The following is a 22,844-nucleotide window of genomic DNA, read 5'->3' as shown; positions in this document are numbered from 1 at the left end:
CCTCCCTACGAGTTACTCAGCCCGATAATATCCATCGCAGCGGCAACACCATCACCAATTGCAATTGAGATCTGTCCCAATCTTCCCCTTTTAGCATCACCACACAGGAACAGATTGGTCAATGAATCAGAATGCAATCCTTTAAGAAGGGCAAGATTAGGTACTCTCCCGATACTGATCAGAAAATAGTCAACGACGTATATTCCCCTATCAGTACGAGCACCATACCAATTATCCTCTATCTTCAAGATTTCAACAACAGGTTCTTTCAAATGAACCTCGACAAAATCATTTGATATAACCTTTTTTAAAAGGCGTTTAGCCACATTCTGAGGTTCTTTTTTTGTAAACAAGTGAACACGATTTCGATTTTTAGTAAGATTCAATGCACTATCGTAGGCAGCTTCTCCCGAACCTATAACGGCTATCGTTGAGTTTTTAATATGGCGCATTTTTCTGACCTCATAAAACGTTCTTTCTGGCACCTCAAAATCCGGCATGGTTCTGGGAACCGTTCCTGTTGCTAGAACCACGTACTCTGAAACTACCATACAGTCATTCGCTTCGAGAATGAAAAAGTTATCTTGATGTTGAATCTTATTTATTTGAGACATATTCACTACAATTTTAAGTCTTTGAAGATGTTTTTCGAGCTTGTTTGCAAACTCTTCCCCAGTTAACGGATCAAACCCTGGTACGTTCTCTATAAGGTTGGCATTTTTGACTGTTCCCCCGATTTCTGACTTTTCGTAGATTTCAAAGTCAACACCTGCATGTTTCAGTTGTATCGCACAAGAAATCCCGGCGGGACCGGCACCAATTATTGCGACTTTTGTTCTAAACATTCAATCAGCTCCCCGGTTGTGATCAAAGTAGAAAAACCATGTGCCAGCGTTACAAGTCCTGAAAGATGAAAAAGATCGTTCCTGGAACCTACAGCGTCCATTATCACTACTGGATTGAATCCTCTAACGAAAGCGGATCGGACAGTACTGCCCACACACAGATGAGTCATCACTCCACAAACTAACAATTGGTCTACTTCGAGTTTGCGAAGCAGATTCTCAAGTTCAGTTTTATAAAACGCATCATAGGAAGTTTTAACGATCACAGGATCATTTTCAGGACTAATAAAGAGTTCCGATAATGAGCATGTTTCATCCATCACGTGATTCCACCACTTTTTCATTGGACCATCTTTTTCGTCCACATGTCTTGTAAAAATCACCGGTATTCCTTTTTCCCGGCAACTTTTCACTATTTTCTCTATTTTTGGGAAGATTTTTTTCGAGATGGTTAAGTGAACAGGAGATTTTCTATCGAAAAAAAAAAACGTTGCACATCTACAACAAGAAGCGCAGGATTTTTTAATGCCAAAAAAGGATGACGTATTCTTAACTCCTCTATTTGTTTCTGAATGACCTCGTAATCAAAGGATCCGTCTTTCCCGCCGAAATTACTCAATCAGAATTCACTCCTTAAAAACTTTTCAAAGAAAGGGCTTTATTAGTATTTTGCCATGAAATAGAATATTTTGCTTTACGGTGAGAAATGATAAAATTTTAATGGAGGTGAAAATGTGAAGACTATACTCAAAAATATCAGCTATCTTGCTACAATGGACAATTCGATGTCAGAACTTACCGATGCGTACATAGTCATCGACAACAATATTATCACTGCCGTTGGTAGTGGAGAAGCTCCAAAAGGTGATCGTGAGTTTGATATGTCCGGGCGTGTGGTGCTTCCGGGATTTGTTAATACTCACCATCACCTTTATCAATCGCTTTTCAGAAATGTACCCGCTGTTTCATCCGCCAAACTTTTCGACTGGCTCGTTTATCTGTATGAACTGTGGAAAAATATAGACAACGAAGCTGTTTACGTAAGCGCTGCGGTGGGAATATATGAAATGATGTCCACAGGTGTTACAACCACCACCGATATGCTTTATCTTCACCCGAAAGGAAAAGAAAGGTTCATAGATTCTGAAATTGAAGCTGCTATGCGTTGCGGCGTAAGGTTCCATCCAACGCGCGGTTCAATGTCACTTTCCAAAAAAGATGGGGGGCTCCCCCCGGATTCAGTGGTTCAAACGGAAGAAAAAATTATCGAGGACTCCATTCGTTTGATTGAGAAGTACCATGACAAAGATAAATACGCTATGGTAAGAATCGCCCTTGCTCCCTGTTCACCGTTCTCGGTTACAGAAGAATCGATGATTAAAACACTCGAACTAGCTGAAAAATATGACGTATTGTTACACACCCATCTTGCCGAAACCAAGGATGAGGAAGAATATTGTCTCGAAACCAAGGGATTGAGGCCAGTCGATTACATGGAAAAAATAGGATGGCTGAATCCCAGAGTCTGGTTCGCACACCTTGTGTGGCTTTCAGATGAGGATATAAAGAAACTTGCAGATAATGACTGTGGAATGGCCCATTGTCCAACTTCCAACATGAGGCTTGGCTCCGGAATAGCTCCGGTGAAAGAAATGAAGGAAGCGGGAATCAGAATCGGGCTGGCCGTTGATGGAAGTGCTTCGAACGACACGGGTAACATGTTACACGAAATAAGAAACGCCATGCTACTTCAACGTGTTTCAAAAGGTGCGGATGCACTCACTCCACGCGATGTCCTTTACATGGGAACGATGGGCGGCGCAAAAGTTTTGAGGATGGATGATTATATTGGTTCAATAGAACCGGGTAAAGCAGCAGATATTATTGCATTCGATCTGAACGTCCTCTCTCTTGCTGGCGGTCTGGCGGATCCAATAGGTGCAATCGTCATGTGTGACCCCGGTAAGGCAGACTTCGTCATGATAAATGGAAAAGTGAGAATTGAAAATGGAAAGATCAATGATACCGAACTTCCGGAACTGATAAGAAAACAGAACGAGATATCACACAGACTATTAAACCAATCGTAAAAAGTTAAAGCTCCCCATCAGGGGAGCTTTTTAATAATCCCCTATCAAAACCGCAACTCCAACCAATCCACTTCCGGCATGAACCAGCAACGCTGAAGAAAGTTTTCCGGTCAAAACCATTTTAGGTTTCAATTCATTGAGCTTTTCCTTTATCTGTTCCGCGTATTTTTTTGTCGCCGGATCATCACCAGAAATGTAAACAGCGATAGCTTCTATACTTTTGTTAAATACAAAATTCATCACTTTTTCCATAACAAGCTTGACTGCCCTATTCATTCCCCGAGCTTTTGCAACAGTGTAATATATTCCATCCTCGTCAATGGATATAACGGGTTTTATTTTCAACAGTTCGCCTACCGTTGCACTAACCCGTCCTATCCTCCCACCAGCTTTCAAAAATTTTAAAGTTGGGATGGCAAAATAAACACCTATTCTGTCTTTCAATACCTTTTTCAACTCAGCAACAATATCTTCAAATGCCATCTTTTTCTTCTCTATCAGCTGCAATGCCTTATAGATAAGCAGCCCTGAACCGATGGAAATACTCCGAGAATCAATTGCAGCTATCTTGACAGGATATTTCTCCATAACGCTTTCGCCAGCTCTTCTGAAGAGGTTGTATGTCCCGCTCAAGCCACTTGAAATATTGATCGAAATTATCTCGCTGTATCCTTTTTCGATCAAAGACACAAAGGCTTCTTCGACCTCGGATTGGGGTGGAAGTGAGGTTTTTGGAATCTTTTCCTCCATATAGCTCAGCAGCTCTCCTTCGCTGATTTCAATACCATCACGATAACTCTTGTCATCCAAAACAACTCGCAACGGCACCACTCTTACATTTTCCTTATTTTTAAGTTCTTCAGGTAAATCCGTCCCTGAATCGCAAACAATTCCTATCATATTTTCATCCCCTTAAACAAAGATGCTACTCTAAAATCATACCACAATAAAAAAGCGTCCACCTACTGGTGGACGCTCTTAATAACCGCAACGATTATCTGATTGGTTTAACATTTATCGCCTGAGGACCTTTTGGGCCTTCGCCAATCTCGAACTCGACTCTCTGACCTTCATCGAGAGTCTTGAATCCGTCGACTTCAATAGCTGAAAAATGAACAAACACGTCTCCACCTTCGTCCTTGGTGATGAAACCATAACCCTTACTGCTGTTGAACCACTTAACTGTACCTGTCATCGATTTGTTTCCTCCTTGAAACTACCTTGCACATATTGCAAAGTTAATATTCTATCCCTTGCGGGACAACCTACTATACCACGGAGACTCAAAAGAAACAAGTAAACAATAAGTAAATCTGTTTAAAAGTTTAACGCTTCATCGCCACAAGAATTTCGACAAGTTGCACGTTGGCAGCTCCACGAAAAGCTCGGTACACTTCTCTCTATATTGTGTTTATGTAACATTTTCCATTGCATCTCTAGCAATCAGGTTACTACCGTTACCGGGTTATGGTATCATATTACTGTAAAAAACGTGCATAATTTCACAAATTCACAAGGAGGTACCGAGATGGCCAGAAATTATATCTCCGTAATTTTAGTTACTTTTCTAATCTGGCTTGGACTCACAGCAAGCTTTGCACCAGGGGAAATAATAACGGGATTGGCAGTTTCCATGATAGTCGCTCAGCTCTTGGGCAGGTACGCACGATTTAACCTCCGAGTCGATCTCCCCATCCGCATTGTGAAATACCTGTTCATGTATCTTCCGCTGTTCATAGTCGAGATGATAAAAGCAAATCTTGACGTTGCACGACGCGTTTTGAATCCAAAACTTCCCATTAACCCGGCTATCGTGAAAATCCCCACGAACCTGAAAGGAGATTTCTCTAAGCTAACTCTCGCCAATTCTATAACGCTGACTCCAGGCACATTGACTGTAGATATGGATGAAGAAAATCTCTACGTTCATTGGATCGATGCTAAAAGTCTCGATCCCAATGAAGCAAAAAAGATTATCTCTGAAACCTTTGAGCGCAAGATTGGGGGGATATTCGAATGATTTTGTTTATCTTCCTTGTGCTTGTTGCTTTAGGCTTTATTCTGGCTTTATTTAGAGTTTTTGTTGGTCCAACAGTTCCAGATAGAATCGTTGCACTCGATACACTCAACGTTATCGTTACCGGCGCAATCGCGTTGTTCGCGCTGATTGAGAATAATGAACTGTTTCTTGATATCGCTCTGGCTTACGCGATACTGGCGTTCCTGGAAACTGTTGTTGTAGCCAGATATCTGGAGGGGAGAAAATGATTTTAGATGTTATAGGTTACATATTACTGGGTGTGGGATCCATTTTTTACCTCCTCGGTGGGCTTGGAATTCTCAGAATGCCGGATATATACAACAGATTGCAAGCAGGAGCGAAAGCAACAACCCTTGGTGCATTTTCTTTCATTCTTGGAGTTGGTTTGATCAGGCCTGAATGGCTCCTCAAAAGCATCATAATAATTATCTTCATTGCAATCACCAACCCCGTCGGGAGTTCTGCATTGGCTCGCGCGGCACTGAAATCAGGAATAAAGCCGGTGAAGGGTACAAATCTTGACGCCTATCAGCCGGAAAATGATATTGAGGATGGTGATAAAACATGACCGTTCTTTCATTTATCATCGGTGTGATAGTCATCGTTGGGGCTATTATAGCCATAGAAACGAAAAATCTCCTGACTTCTGTTGTTATGCTCTCACTTGTGAGCCTTCTATCAGTGGTTTTATTCATCTTTATGAAGGCGCCTGATGTTGCCATCACTGAAGTTTCCGTTGGTGCAGGCCTTACGACAGCCATATTCCTCCTCACGTTGAAGAGGATTGGAAGGAGAGAGTCGAAATGAAAAGGATAGTTGCAGGGTTACTGGCCTTTCTTCTCCTCTTGATTTTCTTTAGTGTTTTGGATACGGACGGAACATATGATGGAATTCCAAGTTTTGGAAAGGTGAATCTTCAAGAAAGAGTTTCAGCACGTTATATCTCCAAAAGTGTAAATTCTCAGGAAGAACAGATAATCCGTTATGGTGAAACCAAAGACCCGGAAAGCGGCGAGGCAAACATTGTCACTTCTGTTGTTGTCAACTACCGTTCTTTCGATACTCTTGGCGAGGTTACCGTTCTTTTCCTGTCGGCTGCAGGTGTTGGTTTTTTCCTTGGCTCCGGGTTGAAACGACAGAGCTCCTCTGTTCCGATAAATCCAATTGTTAAGTTAGCTTCCCAACTTATAGTTCCAATCCTGGCAGTTTTTGGTGCATACATCTTCATTCACGGACATTTAACGCCTGGTGGCGGATTTCCCGGCGGTACAATTATAGCCACCATAGCACTCTTAACACTACTTGTAGATGATAAAAAACTTCTATCTCCTTTCCTAAAAGTCTTTGAGGGACTGGCTGGCCTTATGTATGTTGGCATTGGCGTTATCGGCCTGCTGGTTGCCGGTAGCTTCCTCCAGAATTTCCTGCCAACTGGAACTGTCGGAAATCTGTTGAGTTCAGGAGTTATCCCAATTGTTTATTCCATTATTGGCATAAAGGTTGGTGCCGAATTGTCTGGAGTCATTGGAGACTTCTTCTCTGAGGGGGGAGCAAAATGATACAGTATTTTTCCATCATTTTATTTGTATTGGGAATCTACGGATTACTTACACAAAAAAACCTTGTGAAGATGGTTGTCTCTCTAAACATTATGGATGTTGGTATAAATCTATTCATAATTTCTTTAGGCTATGTTGATGGTGGCAAGGCCCCTATACTTTCACCCTGGACACCAGAAAGCACATTGAATTTTGTCGATCCTTTACCACAGGCGCTAGTGCTTACCGCGATTGTGATTGGCGTTGGGATCACCGCTCTTGCACTTTCTTTGATCATAAAAATACACAGAACATACGGTTCTGTCGATCTGGATGAAATAAGGGGGAATGTCAAATGAACCCGGTTTGGTTGATTGCTGTTCCTCTTTCGTTAGCTTTCCTTGGGATATTTTCCGGTAACATATCAAGAATCCTTTTATGGATTGCCGCAATTTCAAACAGTATCATCAGTATAAAGATTGCTACGATATCAGGCACCACAAGCTTTGTAATAGGTGGGTGGAAACCACCTTTTGGTATAAATCTTGTGGTAGATGATGGAACAAAATTGATAGTTGTCGCGGTTAACATTATCTTTCTACTGGCATTATTAGCAACTTCAACTGAAAAACTGAAATCATCTTTAAAGCTTTCAGTTGTCTATATGCTTTCTCTCGCCGCTTTGAACGGGATCGTATTGACCGGTGATCTTTTTAACCTCTTTGTGTTTTTAGAGATCGCTTCCATTTCCGCCTACATCATCGCTGCAAGTTCACAACGCAATGAAAGCAAATTCGCAGCGTTTAAATACCTCATTATTGGTTCTGTTGGTTCCGCTTTATATCTTCTTGGAACATCTATGCTTTACGCAACCTACGGAACTCTAAACATGGCAGACATTTCTCAACACATGAAGACAGGCATGATACATCCCAATGTTTTAACCGTTGTCAGTCTCCTTTATCTTTTTGGACTTGGAGTGGAAGCAAAATTATTCCCTCTCAACGGCTGGGTTCCAGATGTGTACTCTTACGCTTCACAAAGGGCAACTACCATTCTGGCGACAGCTTTTCCGGTTGTCATGATTTTTGCCTTCTCAAGGATCTTTGTAACTGTTATAGGTTTTGGAGAGGTTCAAAGTTTGATAATAATTCTTGGGTTGCTCACGGTGGTAATTGGCGAAGTCATTGCATTTAGCCAGAAAAAATTAAAAAGAATGCTCGCTTATTCGAGTATAGCTCAGGCAGGGCTCGCACTTCTGCTGATCGGGATTGGAACTGAAAGTTCGATGACAGGCGCTTTCATGCTGTTGATAAACAACTCGATTTCCAAATTGATCCTCTTCTCCATAGCTGGATATATAATCTCTACAATTTCCGATGACTCTTTTGAAAAGGTAGCGGCTTTCGCAAGTAAATCCCGAATCTCAGCTTTGTTGTTCACAGCAGGAGCGCTCTCTGTAATCGGAATGCCCCTGTTTTTTGGATTCAGAGCTAAATTGCTGATAATCGAATCGACCATAAGCTATAACCTCTGGGTACCAGTCGTTTTCCTTGTAACCGCTTTAATAGAAGCTGTTTATTATTTTAGATGGATTTTCAACATCTATCGACCAGATACCGCCGATAGTATACACAAAAAATTGCCAGTAAGAACGCTGATAGCAGGTTCGATACTCGTTGTCATGATAATTATTCTAGGAATAGCTTCACAAGGAGCTTTTGAAGTATTTGAAAAAGCTGGAACAGCCATACTCGATAGCTTATCCTATGCTTCTACGGTTCTTCTGGGAGGGATTTGAATGAGTTTAACCGTTCTCCTGACAATTAGTTTGATATCAGCACCGATTCTATACCTTCTGGCAAAAGTAAACAAAAACTTCGCATATACGGTTTATGCGTTGATACAGCTTTTCGCATTTTCTGCGATATTTTTTAACTGGATCTATATTCCCGAGCATTCGGGATTGAGAATTTTTTCCAACCTCGAACTGACGTTCAATGCCTCTATCTTGAATAGATTTTTTGCCTCAGTTACTATGCTAATAATCTCAATGACTGCGGTATTCATGCTTTCGATCAAGAAAAAGAAAGAAATGAAGTTAATGCTTTTGAGTCTTGTAAGTACCGGTGTAATCGGAAGTATGCTATCGAATGATTTCCTGACATTACTTATATTTTGGGAGTTAACAACATGGTCCTCATTGATCATGATTGTCCTCGATAAAAAGATAGCCTGGAAGGAAGCTCTCAAGTATGTAGCAGTCGGTTCAATAGGAACCTATTCAATGATGTACGCAGTATTTCTTCTTTACAACCGCTTTGGAACGCTCATCTATACAGATGTTGCAAATGAACTTATGAAAACTTCTGGAGGATTTCAACTGTTAATCTTCATTTTATTAGCGGTAATGGCTTTTGCAAAAGCTGGAAGTTTTCCATTGCACATCTGGTTGAGGGGAGCACATTCCTCCGCTCCGGACGAATTCAGCTCTATACTATCAGGAGCTTTAACGAAAATGGGAGCTTTCTTGATGTTCATCGTCGTTGCGGTACTTCCATCGACTAAATTTTTTGCATGGATGCCTGAGGTTCAGGGAATTCCGCTGCCAAACTATATACTCGCCCTTCTAAGTGGCATCTCGATAATCGTCGGTACGGTGATGGCAATCCGAATGGAAGACGCCAAGCAATTGATCGCTTTTTCTACAGTAAGTAATTCCGGATATATTTTGATGGCACTAGCCATAGGCGGGCCGTATGCCACTGCTGGGGGATTGATGCATGTTCTAAATCACGCGCTTGCCTCTTCAGCTATGTTTCTCGCCATAGCGGCTGTTGCTCATCGAACAGGAACAACTAAGATGCACGAAATGGGTGGTTTGATTTTCAGAATGCCTTTCACTTTCACGGCTTATCTTGTAGCAATAATCTCCATTGCCGGGATACCACCAATGAGTGGCTTCGCTTCGAAATGGTTGATATACCAACAATTGGTACGTAATGGTTTACCATTCCTTGCTTTTATGGCGTTCTTTGGAAGCATCGGTTCTTTCATGTACGTGTTCAAACCTCTTGCCGGCATATTCCTTGGACAGTTGAAACCACAACATAAGAACATAAAAGAGGCACCGATACCGATGCTGGTATCTATGATGGTTCTCACTCTTCTAACGATATTCTGGGGAATACTTCCCAGCAACGCTATATCATTCACGAATAAAATAAGTGAACAGGTTGGAATCGCCACGATAAAAACAACCTTTTCTGAAATCTTTGCTTCAACCGGAAAATGGGATTCAATCATAGTTGTAACGGTGTTCACCATAGGTTTTGTTATAGCATTTGTTATAAGTGCTCTCGCAAAGAAGCCAAAAAAGGTAGATTTAATGGATACATACACAGGTGGGGAGTTCATTTACACTGCGGAACTCTATCACTTTTCTTACAAAATGTACCGTTCATTCGACAGAATGTTCGAACGCTGGCCTTTGATGGAAAAATGGCTTGAAAATACGTCTTATAAACTGAGAGAACTTGGAGCCTTTTTCCGTAGCCTCTTCTATCCTTCAAGCCCACAAGGCTATGTAACTTTGAGCATTCTTGCAATACTAACAGCCTATTGGTGGTTGAGGTGATAGCATGACAGTGATAAAAAGTATTGGATTACTTTTATTAGCTTTCGTTTATACGATAACGCTGGAAGGTATTGCCAGAAAAATAGTTGCAAGGATAGAAAGAAGGTACGGCCCTCCTTTCTGGCAAAATTTCATCGATATCTTCAAAGCGCTGACAAAACATAGTATCTCCCATGGGTTTATCTTCGATTTTGGTGTATGGATGGCGCTGGGTGGAACTATTGCAACTGTGCTATTCATTCCTGCCGGGTCGCTCGTTGTATTCCCGGGGCTTGATAATATCTTCGTAGTTATATACGTGCTTGCCATAGGTCTTCTGGGTATGGCCATGTCGGCCGTGGGCTCTGGTAACCCCAACGCGTCGATAGGTATTGGGCGTGCTCTTACCCAAATGCTTGGTTACGAGCTCCCCTTTCTTATAGTTATCCTCGGTATTCTGTTTGAGAACAGGACGTCATCGATCTCAGCAATCGTGGACAAGCAGATCGAAGCCGGAGTTTATAACGCATGGATAATGCCAATAGGGGCGGTTGTGGCTTTCATATCGCTAATGGGAATGTTGGGCAAGAAACCCTTTGATTCTTTCATTGCACCTGCTGAAATCGCATCAGGTCCATTGGTAGAGTACAGTGGTAAATTCCTTGGTTTGCTGATGATTCAACACGCATTTGCCGTGTTTATTGAGATATCGCTCTTTGTTAACTTCTTCCTTGGTGGTGGAAGAACCGTATGGGAATTTCTCGCAAAATTCTTTGTTGTCTTTTTCATTCTTGTAATTATTTCTGCTGTGCTACCAAGGTTCAGAGTAGAGCAAGCAGTGAAATATTACTGGAAATGGCCGTTGATTTTGGCCTTCGTTCAAACGATCGTCGTTATCTTCTGGTAAGGAGGTGCAATGAATGAACGCTGAAAAATCTGCTTGGAATAAAGTGGCAAACATGCTTCGTGCCCGCTCGTTATGGATGCTTTATTACTGTACCGGATGCGGTGCAATCGAACTACCGCCAACGATGACCGCAAGATTCGATATGGAACGTTTTGGAATCGGTCCAATGGCAACTCCAAGGCAAGCTGATATATTGTTGATAACCGGTTATTTGAGTACGAAAACTCTAAGAAGGGTTATCTATACATACGAACAGATGCAGGCACCAAAATATGTAGTAGGATTCGGTTCCTGTACCATCAACGGAGGCATTTACTTCGATTCCTACGCAACTATAAACAGACTCGACCTTTATTTGCCTGTTGACTTATATCTGGCTGGTTGTATGCCCAGGCCTGAGGCCATAGTGAACGGTTTCAAAGAATTGATGAAAAAGATCGATCGTGGCGAAGCCACCGGCTGGAAAACTTATCAGGAAAACTATGAATGGTACAAAAAGAATCAATTAAAAGCCCTCGGGGAGGTGTACGTGCACGATGAATTCCATGAATGAACTGATAAAAGAAGTCGAAAACTTATTTGGCACCATAAAATTAAATCAAATCGCTGAAAGAAAATACACTGTTGACACTGATCTAAAAGACCTCATTTCTATTCTGGAACTGTTCAAGCTGAAGGGATGGAATCATCTGTCCCTCATATCCTGTGTGGATTGGATCGATGATAATCAGTTTGAACTGATTTATACACTCTTCAATTGGGAAAATGGCATTACATTGATGGTAAGCACAAAGATTTCTAGAGAAACTCCCGTTGCGCCAACGGTGATGGGATTATGGCCAACAGCACGTTTCTACGAAAGGGATATTCACGAATTTTTCGGCGTGAAGTTCGATGGAAACGATGACATGAAACCGCTCATACTTGAAAACTGGAAAGACATCCCACCGATGAGAAAAGATTTCGATCCCCATAAATTCTCAAAGGAAAACTTCCCTGACAGAACATATGATGTTGATTTTATTCCAGAAGGAAGTGAAAAAGATGGGTAAAGAGGTCAAACTTTTTATCGGTCCGAACCACCCTGGAATGCACGGGAATTCCAGCGTACATATCTATGTTGAAGGTGACACCGTGGTCAAGGCACGATTAGTGCCCGGATTTCTTCATCGAGGGTTCGAAAAGCTTATGGAAAGAAGGAATTGGTTCCAGAATCTCGCTTTGATTCCAAGAATATGTGTTCCAGAACCGGACATAAATGAAATGGTATTCGCAATGGGAGTGGAAACTCTTGCTGGCATCGAGGTCCCGGAGAGAGCTCACTGGATTCGAATGATTATCCTTGAGCTAGCAAGAATGGCTGCACATCTAATGGCGATGGGAGGCATTGGAGGAGCTACCGGCCTCTATGCGATGCCGCAATGGACTCTGGCAGATAGAGATAGAATTCTGGACATCTTTGAAAAAATTACAGGCGCAAGAATCTATCATATGTATATAATCCCCGGAGGAGTTAGAAAGGATCTTCCAGAAGGAATTGAAGAAGAAATCGAAGCTCTTCTGAACTATTTTGAAAGCAGGAGAACGGAATATGAAAATCTCCTCTTAAAAAACCGGGTAATACATACACGTACCAAAGGGCTCGCAGTCCTTACAAAAGAGGAAGCATTAAAAATCGGTGTGACCGGTGTGGGGCTCAGAGCTACCGGAGTCCCTTATGATATCAGAAAAGTTGACCCTTATGCCCGCTATGCTGACGTAGAGTTCGATGTTCCCACAGCGACAGAAGGGGATGCTTATGCGCGGTTCTCTTTGAAATATCTCGAATTTTTACAGAGTATTCGAATAATAAGACAGTGTTTGAAAAAGATGCCCAAAGGTCCCGTAAACGTCAGGGTATCACGCGGAAGTGCGTTGCGTTGGAGAGTACCTGCAGGCAAAGTTTACTCCCATATAGAATGTTCGAGAGGCGAATATGGATATCTCATCGTTTCTGATGGTGGAGAAAAACCTTACAGAGTTCATGTAAGAGGCGCTTCCTTCCCACAGGGGCTATACGGTATTGAAAAGCTACTTCCGGGGACAAGAATCGAAGATGTGGCTCTCTGGTTAGGAACAATGGACTTCTGTCCACCGGAAATCGACAGATAAGGGAGGAGATGCGATGAATGCGAAAGAGATTTTCAAAAAAACCTTTTGGGGTCCAACTATCGCATGGAAATATCTATTTGCGAAACCTATAACCATTACAGTCCCCAAGGTCTATCGCGAAGCAGCCGAAAGATACCGGGGGTTTCATATAAACGATTGGGAACTATGTACTGGTTGTGGAACCTGTTCGAAAATTTGCCCGACAGACGCTATAAAGATGATCCCTGTTGATATAGAAACAGAACCAGGTGAGAAAGCAGAGAAACCTGCCATCGATTATGGGCGTTGTTCTTTTTGTGGAATGTGTGTTGATATATGTACCACCGGTTCTCTGAAAATGACCAGGGAGTATATACATATCTCCGATAATCCAAATACGTTCTTTTTCATGCCGGAAAGCGATGGTATTCATCACAACAATTTTCCAATTGGCTACGTGCGTGATGAAGATTCCGAGTTGCTCGATCTTGAAAGGGTTGAAATGGAAGAGATTCCTGGAGCAGAACGGGTTAACAGTTTTATAGAATTCGTAAAGGGATACTCCAAAGAACAGGCAATCGCAGAAGCCGCGAGATGTGTTGACTGCGAACTTTGTACGGATGTCTGTCCTGCACATATGGATATCCCGGAATACATCGAAACCGTGTTCAACGACGACCTTAAACGAGGTGTCGAGTGGATTTACAAAACCAATCCGCTTCCCGGTGTCTGTGGTAGGGTATGTACCCACAACTGTGAGGCCGTATGTTCCATAGGTCATAGAGGTGAAGCTGTTGCAATAAGATGGCTAAAACGCTATATTATCGATCAAACACCTGTCGAAGAGATTAAAAAAGTAGCTAACGAAGAAATTATCAAAAAAGCCAACAAAAAAGTTGCAATTATCGGTTCTGGTCCTTCCGGATTAGCAGCTGCATATTATCTTTCACTTATGGGATACAAAGTCACGATATTCGAAGCTAAACCAAAAGCTGGTGGTGTCATGAGATACGGTATACCACGTTACCGTCTTCCTGATGAGGCCCTGGACAAGGATATCGAAGTGATTCAATCTCTAGGAGTAGAAATTAAGTTAAATACAACTGTTGGAAAAGACGTAACCCTGGAGCAGTTGAAGAAAGAATATGATGCCGTTTTCCTCGGTACTGGATTCACCATTGGAAAAAGTACAAAAATTCCAGGAACCGAACATGAAAAAGTTATTCAAGCTCTACCCCTCCTGGAAAAAATCAGGGATTATTTGCGTGGAGAAGGCGAGAAACCGGAGATTCCCAACAGTTTGATCGTTATAGGCGGTGGAAATGTCGCAATGGACGTTGCCAGAAGCATGGCGAGACTTCAGAAAATGGAAGGAAAAGAAGTTAATGTTAAGGTGGTATGCCTGGAAACCATGGAAGAAATGCCAGCAGATCTTGAAGAAATTGTAGAAGGAAAAGAAGAAGGAATTCTATTCTTCCCCTCTCGAGGTCCTAGTGAAGTCATTGTAGAAAACGGAGAAATCAAAGGACTCAAAACAGTTTGCTGTACAAGTGTTTTCGATGAGAATGGTAGATTTAACCCAACTTTCGATGAAAAAGACGTTATTATTATCGAGGGTGATATGATTGTAGAAGCCATCGGTCAAGCTCCTGACTACAGCTATCTGCCAGAAGAACTTAAGAGTAAACTTGAATTCACGCGTGGAAGAATTCTAGTGAATGAGTACGGTCAGACAAGTATTCCATGGCTTTTTGCTGGTGGTGATATCGTTCATGGCCCCGATATTATTAATGGTATTGCAGATGGTCATAGAGCGGCTGAAGGTATTGATCGTTATTTGAACCAGTAAGTTAATGATAAAAAGCGCGCCAAAGGCGCGCTTTTTATTGGCTATAAAGGTGACATCTCACGGTTCGTGTATCACTGAGCATTACTTCTTCAGGCATTTCCTTTTTACATATATCCATGGCATACGGACAACGCGGATGAAAGTAACATCCTGAAGGAAGTTCAACCGGATTCGGAACTTCTCCAGAAGGAATAATTTTTTCCTTTTTTATATCCGGATCAGGTTCTGGAACAGCTGATATTAATGCCTTGGTGTATGGATGAGCTGGATTGGTATAAATCTCTTCAAAAGAACCAATTTCTATTATCTTTCCAAGATACATTACCGCGATACGGTCACATATGTACTTTGTGGTGGCAAGATCATGGGTAATGAAAAGATATGTCAGGTTGAACTCCTCTTTTAACTTAAGCATCAAGTCGAGTAACTGAGACCTCACAGACACATCTAACATTGCCACTGCCTCGTCGGCAACAACAAATTTCGGATGTGTGATAAGTGCTCTGGCAATAACAACCCTCTGCCGTTGCCCTCCTGATAGCTCTCTCGGATAACGCCTATAAAAATCTTCGGCAGGCTCGAGGTTTACCCTCTTTAACATATCCAGAACACGTTCGTACCGTTCCTGTTTGCTGCCTATGTTATGAATATCAAGGGGATGCTTTATAGCTTCTCCTATCTTCATATAGGGGTTCAATGATGCCAGAGGATCCTGAAAAATGACCTGAATTTCCTTTCTCAATCTACGTAAAGATTCCTTATCCAGCGTAGTGAGTTCAATACCATTATATTTTATACTCCCGGACGTCGGCTCAATAAGCCGTAAAACTAACCTTCCTGTTGTTGTTTTACCACTTCCAGATTCCCCCACCAACCCAAGAGTCTGACCTTCAAGAATGGTAAAACTTATATCATTCACCGCATGAACATACTTCCGTTCTTTTGTAATTAGCTTTTTTAAGAGAGGTTCTTTAACAGGAAAATGTTTTACCAGGTTTTTAACCTTGATGAGTTCTTTCACTTTTGAACCACCTCACTGTTGTACAGCCAACACTTGACCATTCTCCCATCTTCGGTCCACACTTCAGGTGGAGTGGCTTGCGAACAAACCTTCAAAGCTTTCGGACAACGTTCGGAAAAACGGCAACCTGGTGGCGGGGTCATCAAACTTGGCGGTGTCCCCGGAATATAGCGTAGACTCTTATCATTAAGGTTTGTATTTGGAATGGATTCAAGCAGGGAGCGGGTATATGGATGAAGTGGGGCTTTATAGAGTGAGCGTTTATCTGAATACTCCACAAGGTGTCCCCCATACATTACCCCTATGTTATCCGCCGTCTCTGCAACAACTCCTAAATCATGGGTTATGAGGATCATCGCGGTATTGAACTTTGTTTGCAAGCTCTTCAAAAGCTCGAGAATCTGTGCTTGAACAATAACGTCAAGACTAGTAGTCGGCTCATCTGCTATAACAATTTTTGGATTTAAAACCAGCGCTAAGGCTATCATCACGCGCTGTCTCATCCCACCGCTCAACTGGAAAGGATAGTCTTCTAAACGATTAGCTGAAATACCAACATTCTCCAAGGCTTTTGCTGCCATGTTATATGCCTCTTCCTTTTCGATATCAATAAGATGAGTTTGTATTGTTTCTATAAAGTGATCTTTCAGTCTCATAACAGGATTTAATGAAGTCATGGGGTCCTGAAAGATCATAGATATTTCCTTGCCACGTATTTTTCTCAACGTTTTTCTATCCAGTGAAACTAGATCTTTTCCATCAAAAAGAATTTTTCCTGTTACCTTCGTCTCTTTTGGAAGAATACCGAGAATCGCTCCACCAAGGGTTGATTTACCACATCCGGATTCCCCGACGATCCCAAGTGTTTCTTTGTCTCCCAGGTTCAAGCTTAGATCTTCAATTGCCAGGACACGCCCTTCGCGAGTTTTATATCTGACACTCAGGTTTCTAAGCTGCAACAGATTCATTATCTCACCTCCTGGTCTCGCCAACGTTCGGATTCAGATACTCGTTCATTCCTTCACTGAACATACTGAATCCAAGAACAAGTGTAATAATAGCGAGACCGGGGAACAAAATCATCCACCAGTAATTTAACAACAGAAATCTCTGGCCATTTGACAAATCATAACCCCAGTCAGGTGTGGGTGGAGCTATTCCAAGACCTAAGAAACTGAGCCCCGCTTCTGTCATGATGGCATCTGCAAGATTCATGGACAAAACCACCACAACTGAAGGTAAAACATTGGGCAATATGTACTTCATTACGATCGTTGAATTCTTCGCACCGATTGCTCTTGCAGCTTCAACGAAAAGCTGGTCTTTCAATGAAGTAACCTGATTTCTTATGACTCTAAAATACGTTGGTGCATATATTACAGCTATCGATAACGCAACGTTTATAACTCCAGGCCCGAGCACAGCGGCAATTGCAATAGCAAGAATTAAACCCGGAAAAGAATATATGGCGTCCATAAACATCGTGAGTATCCTGTCGAATACACCGCCTATATAACCGGAAATGAGACCCAGAGGAATGCCAATCGCAGCAGCCACCGCAACAGCCAGGAGCGCTATTTGCAATGCTATCCTTGCACCATATATAATTCTGCTCAGTACATCGTAACCGAGATTTGTGGTTCCGAAGAGGTGCTCTTTCGACGGCGGCATAAACGCCCTGCCGGTTCTCTTTACGGGATCATAAGGGGCAACATAAGGTGCAAAGATCGCCATAATAACATATGTCGCAAGAATCGCTATCCCGATGAACGCCATTATGCCAGATTTATCACCGAAAAACCTTTTTAAAGATTTGCCAAGTCTATACGTTGGGCTCCACTGAAGTTCATTCACAGGACAATCACCCCTAATATCTTACCCTTGGATCTACGAGAGCATTAACTATGTCCACAACAATACTTATAACAATCACGATAATAGCGTAAACCGCTATGGTACCCTGTATCGCAGGGAAGTCTCTGTAACGTATCTTCTCAACGAGATAACTCCCTATTCCAGGCCATGCAAAGGTGGTTTCCGTAAGTACCGCTCCCGCCATCAGGGCTGCAAATTGAAGTCCCATAACTGTCATTATGGGAACAAAAGCGTTTTTTAATGCGTGTTTGTAAATAACCCTGCTTTCTTTGATTCCTCTCGCCCTTGCGGCCTTTACGAAGTCCTGAGACAACATGACTACCATATTGGATCGTACCATTCTAAGGAAAACACTCGAAATTATTAAGCCCAATGCTACACTGGGCAGAATGATATGCAGGAAAGCATCCTTCAAAGCGGGAATATTCCAGGTTATCAGGGAATCGAGGAGGTAAAGCCCTGTAATCTTCTCTGGTCTCAAAAGCGGGGAAATCCTACCAGCTATCGGTAACCATTTCAGTTTTACACCGAACAACCATTGAAACAGCATCCCCAGCCAGAAAACGGGGATCGAATATATGAATATGGCGTACATTCGTCCGGCTACATCTATCACCCCACCATGATGCCGCGTGGCCTCAGCCCCCCAGAAGATACCTATGATTAAGGCTATTCCGAAGCCAAAGATGGTGAGCTCGATGGTAGCCGGGAGTTTCCTTGCTATCTCTTCAGAGATGGGTCTTTTCGTCAGAGCTGACCTACCGAGATCCCCCTTCAATACTCCAATGATGTAATCTCCAAACTGTTGAATGATAGGTTTATCGTATCCTAACTCATGCCTCTTTTGTTCGATAACCTGAATAGGAGCTTTACCTCCGAGCATTGCGAGCACTGGATCTCCAGGCAAGATTCTCAGAACGATGAATATCAAAAGAAGTAGTATGAAGAACATTGGTATTGCCAAAAGTATTCTGGTAATCACGTACCATTTCAACGACACGGCAACCCCTCCTGCACAATACAAAAAACCCGGGCCGGGAAAGGCCCGGGTTAAAAATCAACTTATTCTTCTACATAAAGCAAATAGTATCTGAAGATCTGAGAAGGTTCCAGTACAACACCTTTGACGTAAGGATAAGAGACACAGTACTGCTTACCCTGCCACAGAGGAATGTAAGGAACGTCTATGGCGAGGATTTTTTGCACGTCTTTGTTTATGCTGGTTCTTGTCTCAATATCAGAGTATTTTCTCGCCTGAAGCATGAGATTTTCTACAAAGGGACTCTCATAGAAAGATCCCATGGATGCGGCTCCTGATTTTGAAAGGAACGGCCACAGATAATCGTCAGGATCAAGGTAGTCAGGATACCAGCCAAGCAAGAATGCTCCAATTGAACCGCTGACAAAGTAGTCGATATAGGTTGCCCATTCGGCGTATTTGATATCGACCTTGACAAGACCCGTTTCCTCTATGGAAGCCTTTAGAACCTGGGCAACATCCGCTTCGGTTGAACCATAATGGCTGGGTGTGTACCAAAGGGTTATCTCGAGCGGGTTGGATTCAGAGTAGCCAAGTTCTCTCAAAAGCTCTCTTGCCTTTGCAAGATCGCGTTTTGGCATCACATCAAGATGAGACCACATTCCAATTGGTACAAGGGTGTAAAGAGGTTCAACAGTATTCGCAAACACATCACTCACGATAGCATCCCTATCCACAGCGTAAGCGAGAGCTTTTCTGACTTTTACGTTGTCGAATGGGGGCATCTTTACATTGAGCACCAGCTCACGAATTGCAGGACTCTGACCTTCGTAAACCACGTATCTCGGATCCATTTTCAGGATAAGGAGATCTCTGGGGTCAAGAGTTCTGTAAGCCACATCAATTTCTCCGCTTTCAAGCGCGAGCCTTAAAGTGCTTGCGTTCTGATAGAACCTTATAACGATCGTCTCTGTTTTGGGAGGAGGGCCAAAGTACTTCGGATTGCGTTTCAGTATAATCTGTACATCTGGTTCCCAATCAGCTATGTAGTAAGGACCTGATGCTACCGGTGCGTTGAAGAAGAAATCGTCAGCCGGTGTCGTTGCGGGATCAACAGGATAGGCTACTGTGTACCCCAAAACAGCGATGAAAGCTGAGAATGGGTATTGAAGCTTTATCTGGAATGTGTACTTATCTACAACCTTTGTCTCTTCAACAACATCGGCAAGCAAGAAAGCCGGATCTCCGTTGAGCCTTATAACTCTGTCGATTGAGAATTTGAGAGCGTTTGCGTCAATTGGATTCCCATTCATGAAGTACGCGTCTTTTCTCAGATGGAATGTGTATACCAATCCGTCCTCAGAAATCTCCCAACTTTCTGCAAGCCAAGGTACAAGCTCAGAGGTACCCACCTTGTAGTCAACAAGGCCTACCATAGTGTTCTGCAGTATATTGCTGGAGAAGTAGTCATAACAATCTGCCGGGTCAAGAATCCTTATCTTGTCTGTGGTCCCCACGGTAACGTAGTCTCGTCCAAATACGAACACGGTAAGTATGAGTACAAGAAGAAGAACAAAAAACTTTCTCACAAAATCACCCCCATTTTTAAAGTGCAACTCCCCATGATTTTAATAACGAGTCTAACATTTTTTATTTTACCATACAGTGACAAATTAAAAGATTATTCTATATTTTATCGAATAATTCGCTAATAAACTCGCCCGTTGCGAAAGTGAATGTTTGTAATCTTGACATATGCCGAAGATAATGGTAAATTTGTGTTGCGGGCCGAGGTGGTGGAACTGGCAGACGCGGCGGACTCAAAATCCGCTGGGGTTGACAGCCCCGTGCGGGTTCGACTCCCGCCCTCGGCACCACAAAAATAAAAGGAAGGCTTTGCCTTCCTTTTTTAGTATACGGAGGTGCTTCCTTGAATTTTCTCGATTTCCCTCTCCAGGAAGGTACTGTTAGCTCATGTGCCCAGGATCTTATTGAAGGTGTAAAAAAAGGCAATCGCTATTTTGTGCTTACCTTGAACTCTCTTATAGTTTATGAATACTTACATAATGAAGAATACAAAAAAGCCCTTAAAAAAGTCAATTATGTGGTTCCTGATGGCTCAGGCGTTATAAAAGCTGTGAAGCTTTTGTATAAAAGGAACTTAAACAGAATACCAGGTATAGAATTGATGCAGGAAATATGTGCCCAATCTTCAAAAAAGGGTTTTAAAATCTATTTTCTTGGTGCTGAAGAAGGCATTGCACAAAGGGCTGTTACAAATCTTAAAGAAAAATTTCCTGAATTAAAAGTAGTGGGGTTTAGAAATGGTTTCTTTAGTGATAAAGAAAATGCTAAAATTGTGAATGATATTAATCAGTCGAACGCTGATTTTCTATTTGTCGGTATGGGTGTCCCGAAACAGGAAATCTGGATATCCCGGAACTGGGAGAAGCTTGGTGTTTCTTTAGCCATGGGAGTTGGCGGCTCTTTTGATGTTCTGGCAGGAAAGGTGGTACGTGCTCCAAAATGGATGCAGAGGCACGGTTTAGAATGGTGTTTCCGTATCCTTCAGGAACCCCGGAAGCGTCTGAAGGTTGTTCCAAAACTTTTGAGCTTTGCTTTATACGTGCTTAAGAGTAATTTTAGGGAGAAGAGAGGTGAATCCCGTGATTATTAGAAACGTCGCAATCCTTACAAATGACCCAAAAATGAGAATAATAAAAAATGGTATTGTTCAATTCAAACAAGGGCGAATTTTAAAGGTCGGACATGCCGATGAAGTAAAACCCGAAATGCCTGATAAGGTTATCGATGGTAAAGGTGGTATGGTCCTGCCAGCTATGGTTAATGCACACTACAGTATTTACAGTTCTATTGTTGATTATCCTGGAAGAATCGATGTTGAGAACGTAAGCGGTGTTAATTATTTTTCCAAACTCATCGATGTGGTTCAGGAAAACTCCTGGGGACGATTGATTCTACTTTCAACAATGTTAGGAGTAATCCGGGCTCTCCAACGGGGCACAACCACGATCTTTGGTCCCATCCCTTATAGTGAGGACGTTCAACCAAAGGATTTCAAAGAAATAGCCCATCATTTCGGGGTAAATATGAGTATTGGTCCGGTGGTTAATAAAGAGAACCTTATGACCGTTCTTAACTCATGGGGAACAGTTGAACCGGATGAACTTTTCATGCCGGCGATCTACATTACAGACCTTTCATCGTACACAGAAGAGGAATTGAGCGAAATTAAGTTCTTCATAACAAGGAATTTGAACGTCAATCTCGTCATTTTCGATATGAAACTGGACAACGACCTCAGCCTATCACGCTGGGGGGAACAGCTGACAGAAAGATTGCTCGAAAACGGTTTGCTTGTACCTGAATGCGGTATAACCTACGGTGGAAACTTCTCAGAGACAGATATGGATATTATTGCCAGCAGGCAGATGTTCGTGACAAAGTCGATTCGTTCTGAGATGCTTGCTGGTACGTTCAGCCCGAACATCGCCGGTCTCCTTGGAAGAGGTATTCTTGTTTGTCTCGGATCAGGCTTGCTTGATGCTGATCTTTTTTCTGAAAGCCAACAGATTTTGCTAACAGAGAGATTCTACGGAAAATTTGACATAAAAGTGATAGATTATGAGATAAGGAAAACCTTGTTTGACAACAATTTCAGAATAGCACGAAGGTTCTTCGATAGGAAACTGGGCGCTCTAAAAGAAGGCGCTTCGGCCGATATCGTTCTAGCTGTCCCTAAAAATGACATCGGTTATGCTAATCTCGAAGATTTAACCACTTTAAGGTTTGTTATGAGATTTTCGCAAGACTTCAAAATCGAAAATGTCTGGAATCAGGGAGAATTAGTGCTCGAAAATGGAAAACCAGCTAAACTGTCTGAAGAAGAACTCAATAACCTGTATGACGAAATAAGAAAGCTGGAGTTGTAA

The 22,844-nt window shown here is 42.3% G+C and carries 26 protein-coding genes and 1 tRNA gene; 17 read left to right on the top strand and 10 right to left on the bottom strand.

Translation table 11 applies throughout. From position 1 onward, the window contains the following. Positions 1 to 5 precede the first annotated feature (5 nt). From KOLE_RS10450 to KOLE_RS11600, 3 genes are read right to left on the bottom strand one after another with little or no spacing between them, the layout of a single operon-like run. Positions 6 to 845 carry an NAD(P)/FAD-dependent oxidoreductase gene (locus KOLE_RS10450; RefSeq protein WP_015869386.1) on the bottom strand — a complete coding sequence of 280 codons (840 nt, stop codon included), beginning with the start codon at positions 843 to 845 and terminating at the stop codon, positions 6 to 8. After that, positions 821 to 1,282, bottom strand: a complete 462-nt coding sequence (locus KOLE_RS10445; RefSeq protein ID WP_272940776.1) for a cysteine hydrolase family protein — start codon at positions 1,280 to 1,282, stop codon at positions 821 to 823. Before KOLE_RS10445 ends, KOLE_RS10450 begins: the two co-directional genes overlap by 25 nt. A gap of 14 nt (positions 1,283 to 1,296) precedes the next feature. Continuing rightward, a complete protein-coding gene (locus KOLE_RS11600) occupies positions 1,297 to 1,464 on the bottom strand; it encodes a hypothetical protein (RefSeq protein WP_158303018.1) in 168 nt (55 codons plus the stop codon). 115 nt (positions 1,465 to 1,579) lie between these two features. On the opposite strand from KOLE_RS11600, the gene KOLE_RS10440 reads away from it, so the two are divergent. Then, positions 1,580 to 2,935, top strand: coding sequence for an 8-oxoguanine deaminase (locus KOLE_RS10440; protein WP_015869385.1), 1,356 nt, complete (start codon positions 1,580 to 1,582; stop codon positions 2,933 to 2,935). A gap of 30 nt (positions 2,936 to 2,965) precedes the next feature. On the opposite strand, the gene KOLE_RS10435 is transcribed toward KOLE_RS10440, so the two are convergent. Together KOLE_RS10435 and KOLE_RS10430 are read right to left on the bottom strand one after the other, a co-directional pair. Further along, entirely contained in the window at positions 2,966 to 3,835 is an 870-nt protein-coding gene (locus tag KOLE_RS10435) for a DegV family protein (protein WP_015869384.1), read from the bottom strand. A 94-nt stretch (positions 3,836 to 3,929) separates the two neighbouring features. Continuing rightward, entirely contained in the window at positions 3,930 to 4,130 is a 201-nt protein-coding gene (locus KOLE_RS10430; RefSeq protein WP_015869383.1) for a cold-shock protein, read from the bottom strand. A 333-nt stretch (positions 4,131 to 4,463) separates the two neighbouring features. On the opposite strand from KOLE_RS10430, the gene KOLE_RS10425 reads away from it, so the two are divergent. Genes KOLE_RS10425 through KOLE_RS10365 form a run of 13 tightly spaced genes read left to right on the top strand, consistent with a single transcriptional unit; the run spans position 4,464 to position 15,016 of the window. Beyond that, positions 4,464 to 4,955: a Na+/H+ antiporter subunit E gene (locus KOLE_RS10425; RefSeq protein WP_015869382.1), complete on the top strand. Its 492-nt coding sequence runs from the start codon at positions 4,464 to 4,466 to the stop codon at positions 4,953 to 4,955. Beyond that, positions 4,952 to 5,203, top strand: a complete 252-nt coding sequence (locus KOLE_RS10420) for a cation:proton antiporter (protein WP_015869381.1) — start codon at positions 4,952 to 4,954, stop codon at positions 5,201 to 5,203. Before KOLE_RS10425 ends, KOLE_RS10420 begins: the two co-directional genes overlap by 4 nt. Next, entirely contained in the window at positions 5,200 to 5,544 is a 345-nt protein-coding gene (gene mnhG, locus KOLE_RS10415; protein ID WP_015869380.1) for a monovalent cation/H(+) antiporter subunit G, read from the top strand. Before KOLE_RS10420 ends, mnhG begins: the two co-directional genes overlap by 4 nt. Beyond that, a complete protein-coding gene (locus tag KOLE_RS10410) occupies positions 5,541 to 5,783 on the top strand; it encodes a Na(+)/H(+) antiporter subunit B (RefSeq protein ID WP_015869379.1) in 243 nt (80 codons plus the stop codon). Before mnhG ends, KOLE_RS10410 begins: the two co-directional genes overlap by 4 nt. Then, positions 5,780 to 6,535 carry a Na(+)/H(+) antiporter subunit B gene (locus KOLE_RS10405; RefSeq protein WP_015869378.1) on the top strand — a complete coding sequence of 252 codons (756 nt, stop codon included), beginning with the start codon at positions 5,780 to 5,782 and terminating at the stop codon, positions 6,533 to 6,535. The genes KOLE_RS10410 and KOLE_RS10405 overlap by 4 nt, the downstream gene beginning before the upstream one ends. After that, a complete protein-coding gene (locus tag KOLE_RS10400) occupies positions 6,532 to 6,873 on the top strand; it encodes a sodium:proton antiporter (protein WP_015869377.1) in 342 nt (113 codons plus the stop codon). The genes KOLE_RS10405 and KOLE_RS10400 overlap by 4 nt, the downstream gene beginning before the upstream one ends. Further along, positions 6,870 to 8,315: a complex I subunit 5 family protein gene (locus tag KOLE_RS10395; protein WP_015869376.1), complete on the top strand. Its 1,446-nt coding sequence runs from the start codon at positions 6,870 to 6,872 to the stop codon at positions 8,313 to 8,315. Before KOLE_RS10400 ends, KOLE_RS10395 begins: the two co-directional genes overlap by 4 nt. Beyond that, positions 8,316 to 10,151 (top strand): proton-conducting transporter transmembrane domain-containing protein, encoded by a 1,836-nt coding sequence (locus tag KOLE_RS10390; RefSeq protein WP_015869375.1) that lies wholly within the window; start codon positions 8,316 to 8,318, stop codon positions 10,149 to 10,151. 4 nt (positions 10,152 to 10,155) lie between these two features. Further along, on the top strand, positions 10,156 to 11,037 hold the full coding sequence (locus tag KOLE_RS10385) for a respiratory chain complex I subunit 1 family protein (protein ID WP_015869374.1): 882 nt from the start codon (positions 10,156 to 10,158) through the stop codon (positions 11,035 to 11,037). A 13-nt stretch (positions 11,038 to 11,050) separates the two neighbouring features. After that, on the top strand, positions 11,051 to 11,590 hold the full coding sequence (locus tag KOLE_RS10380) for a NuoB/complex I 20 kDa subunit family protein (protein WP_015869373.1): 540 nt from the start codon (positions 11,051 to 11,053) through the stop codon (positions 11,588 to 11,590). Beyond that, positions 11,574 to 12,089: an NADH-quinone oxidoreductase subunit C gene (locus KOLE_RS10375; RefSeq protein WP_015869372.1), complete on the top strand. Its 516-nt coding sequence runs from the start codon at positions 11,574 to 11,576 to the stop codon at positions 12,087 to 12,089. The genes KOLE_RS10380 and KOLE_RS10375 overlap by 17 nt, the downstream gene beginning before the upstream one ends. Then, positions 12,082 to 13,188: an NADH-quinone oxidoreductase subunit D gene (locus KOLE_RS10370; protein WP_015869371.1), complete on the top strand. Its 1,107-nt coding sequence runs from the start codon at positions 12,082 to 12,084 to the stop codon at positions 13,186 to 13,188. Before KOLE_RS10375 ends, KOLE_RS10370 begins: the two co-directional genes overlap by 8 nt. A gap of 13 nt (positions 13,189 to 13,201) precedes the next feature. Beyond that, positions 13,202 to 15,016: an FAD-dependent oxidoreductase gene (locus KOLE_RS10365; protein ID WP_015869370.1), complete on the top strand. Its 1,815-nt coding sequence runs from the start codon at positions 13,202 to 13,204 to the stop codon at positions 15,014 to 15,016. A 34-nt stretch (positions 15,017 to 15,050) separates the two neighbouring features. Here KOLE_RS10365 and KOLE_RS10360 read toward each other — a convergent pair whose 3' ends face one another. The 5 genes from KOLE_RS10360 to KOLE_RS10340 form a co-directional block, all read right to left on the bottom strand. Then, on the bottom strand, positions 15,051 to 16,037 hold the full coding sequence (locus tag KOLE_RS10360; RefSeq protein WP_015869369.1) for an ABC transporter ATP-binding protein: 987 nt from the start codon (positions 16,035 to 16,037) through the stop codon (positions 15,051 to 15,053). Beyond that, the gene (locus tag KOLE_RS10355) at positions 16,034 to 17,005 is read right to left on the bottom strand and encodes an ABC transporter ATP-binding protein (RefSeq protein ID WP_015869368.1); all 972 of its coding nucleotides are present in this window, start codon (positions 17,003 to 17,005) and stop codon (positions 16,034 to 16,036) included. The genes KOLE_RS10360 and KOLE_RS10355 overlap by 4 nt, the downstream gene beginning before the upstream one ends. 4 nt (positions 17,006 to 17,009) lie before the next feature. Continuing rightward, on the bottom strand, positions 17,010 to 17,813 hold the full coding sequence (locus KOLE_RS10350; RefSeq protein WP_083763232.1) for an ABC transporter permease: 804 nt from the start codon (positions 17,811 to 17,813) through the stop codon (positions 17,010 to 17,012). Positions 17,814 to 17,904: 91 nt separating this feature from the next. Further along, positions 17,905 to 18,912: an ABC transporter permease gene (locus KOLE_RS10345; RefSeq protein WP_015869366.1), complete on the bottom strand. Its 1,008-nt coding sequence runs from the start codon at positions 18,910 to 18,912 to the stop codon at positions 17,905 to 17,907. Between the two features lie 62 nt (positions 18,913 to 18,974). Further along, positions 18,975 to 20,480: an ABC transporter substrate-binding protein gene (locus KOLE_RS10340; RefSeq protein ID WP_015869365.1), complete on the bottom strand. Its 1,506-nt coding sequence runs from the start codon at positions 20,478 to 20,480 to the stop codon at positions 18,975 to 18,977. A 198-nt stretch (positions 20,481 to 20,678) separates the two neighbouring features. Here KOLE_RS10340 and KOLE_RS10335 point away from each other — a divergent pair. From KOLE_RS10335 to KOLE_RS10325, 3 genes are all read left to right on the top strand, one after another. Next, positions 20,679 to 20,768: transfer RNA gene (locus KOLE_RS10335), tRNA-Leu, on the top strand. A 53-nt stretch (positions 20,769 to 20,821) separates the two neighbouring features. Next, entirely contained in the window at positions 20,822 to 21,568 is a 747-nt protein-coding gene (locus KOLE_RS10330) for a WecB/TagA/CpsF family glycosyltransferase (protein WP_015869364.1), read from the top strand. After that, complete coding sequence (locus tag KOLE_RS10325) at positions 21,558 to 22,844, top strand: amidohydrolase family protein (protein ID WP_015869363.1); 1,287 nt, start codon at positions 21,558 to 21,560, stop codon at positions 22,842 to 22,844. Before KOLE_RS10330 ends, KOLE_RS10325 begins: the two co-directional genes overlap by 11 nt.

It is taken from the genome of Kosmotoga olearia TBF 19.5.1, assembly GCF_000023325.1.
GTDB lineage: Bacteria > Thermotogota > Thermotogae > Petrotogales > Kosmotogaceae > Kosmotoga > Kosmotoga olearia.
The sequence above is the reverse complement of the archived record's forward strand: the minus strand, read 5'-3'. Positions and strand labels throughout refer to the sequence as shown.

Excerpts from the sequence above, each read along its gene's own strand:
- KOLE_RS10450 (WP_015869386.1), bottom strand. The coding sequence starts at position 845 with ATGTTTAGAACAAAAGTCGCAATAATTGGTGCCGGTCCCGCCGGGATT.
- KOLE_RS10435 (WP_015869384.1), bottom strand. The coding sequence starts at position 3,835 with ATGATAGGAATTGTTTGCGATTCAGGGACGGATTTACCTGAAGAACTT.
- KOLE_RS10430 (WP_015869383.1), bottom strand. The coding sequence starts at position 4,130 with ATGACAGGTACAGTTAAGTGGTTCAACAGCAGTAAGGGTTATGGTTTC.
- KOLE_RS10425 (WP_015869382.1), top strand. The coding sequence starts at position 4,464 with ATGGCCAGAAATTATATCTCCGTAATTTTAGTTACTTTTCTAATCTGG.
- KOLE_RS10420 (WP_015869381.1), top strand. The coding sequence starts at position 4,952 with ATGATTTTGTTTATCTTCCTTGTGCTTGTTGCTTTAGGCTTTATTCTG.
- mnhG (WP_015869380.1), top strand. The coding sequence starts at position 5,200 with ATGATTTTAGATGTTATAGGTTACATATTACTGGGTGTGGGATCCATT.
- KOLE_RS10410 (WP_015869379.1), top strand. The coding sequence starts at position 5,541 with ATGACCGTTCTTTCATTTATCATCGGTGTGATAGTCATCGTTGGGGCT.
- KOLE_RS10405 (WP_015869378.1), top strand. The coding sequence starts at position 5,780 with ATGAAAAGGATAGTTGCAGGGTTACTGGCCTTTCTTCTCCTCTTGATT.
- KOLE_RS10400 (WP_015869377.1), top strand. The coding sequence starts at position 6,532 with ATGATACAGTATTTTTCCATCATTTTATTTGTATTGGGAATCTACGGA.
- KOLE_RS10395 (WP_015869376.1), top strand. The coding sequence starts at position 6,870 with ATGAACCCGGTTTGGTTGATTGCTGTTCCTCTTTCGTTAGCTTTCCTT.
- KOLE_RS10390 (WP_015869375.1), top strand. The coding sequence starts at position 8,316 with ATGAGTTTAACCGTTCTCCTGACAATTAGTTTGATATCAGCACCGATT.
- KOLE_RS10385 (WP_015869374.1), top strand. The coding sequence starts at position 10,156 with ATGACAGTGATAAAAAGTATTGGATTACTTTTATTAGCTTTCGTTTAT.
- KOLE_RS10380 (WP_015869373.1), top strand. The coding sequence starts at position 11,051 with ATGAACGCTGAAAAATCTGCTTGGAATAAAGTGGCAAACATGCTTCGT.
- KOLE_RS10375 (WP_015869372.1), top strand. The coding sequence starts at position 11,574 with ATGAATTCCATGAATGAACTGATAAAAGAAGTCGAAAACTTATTTGGC.
- KOLE_RS10370 (WP_015869371.1), top strand. The coding sequence starts at position 12,082 with ATGGGTAAAGAGGTCAAACTTTTTATCGGTCCGAACCACCCTGGAATG.
- KOLE_RS10365 (WP_015869370.1), top strand. The coding sequence starts at position 13,202 with ATGAATGCGAAAGAGATTTTCAAAAAAACCTTTTGGGGTCCAACTATC.
- KOLE_RS10355 (WP_015869368.1), bottom strand. The coding sequence starts at position 17,005 with ATGAATCTGTTGCAGCTTAGAAACCTGAGTGTCAGATATAAAACTCGC.
- KOLE_RS10350 (WP_083763232.1), bottom strand. The coding sequence starts at position 17,813 with ATGGCGTTCATCGGGATAGCGATTCTTGCGACATATGTTATTATGGCG.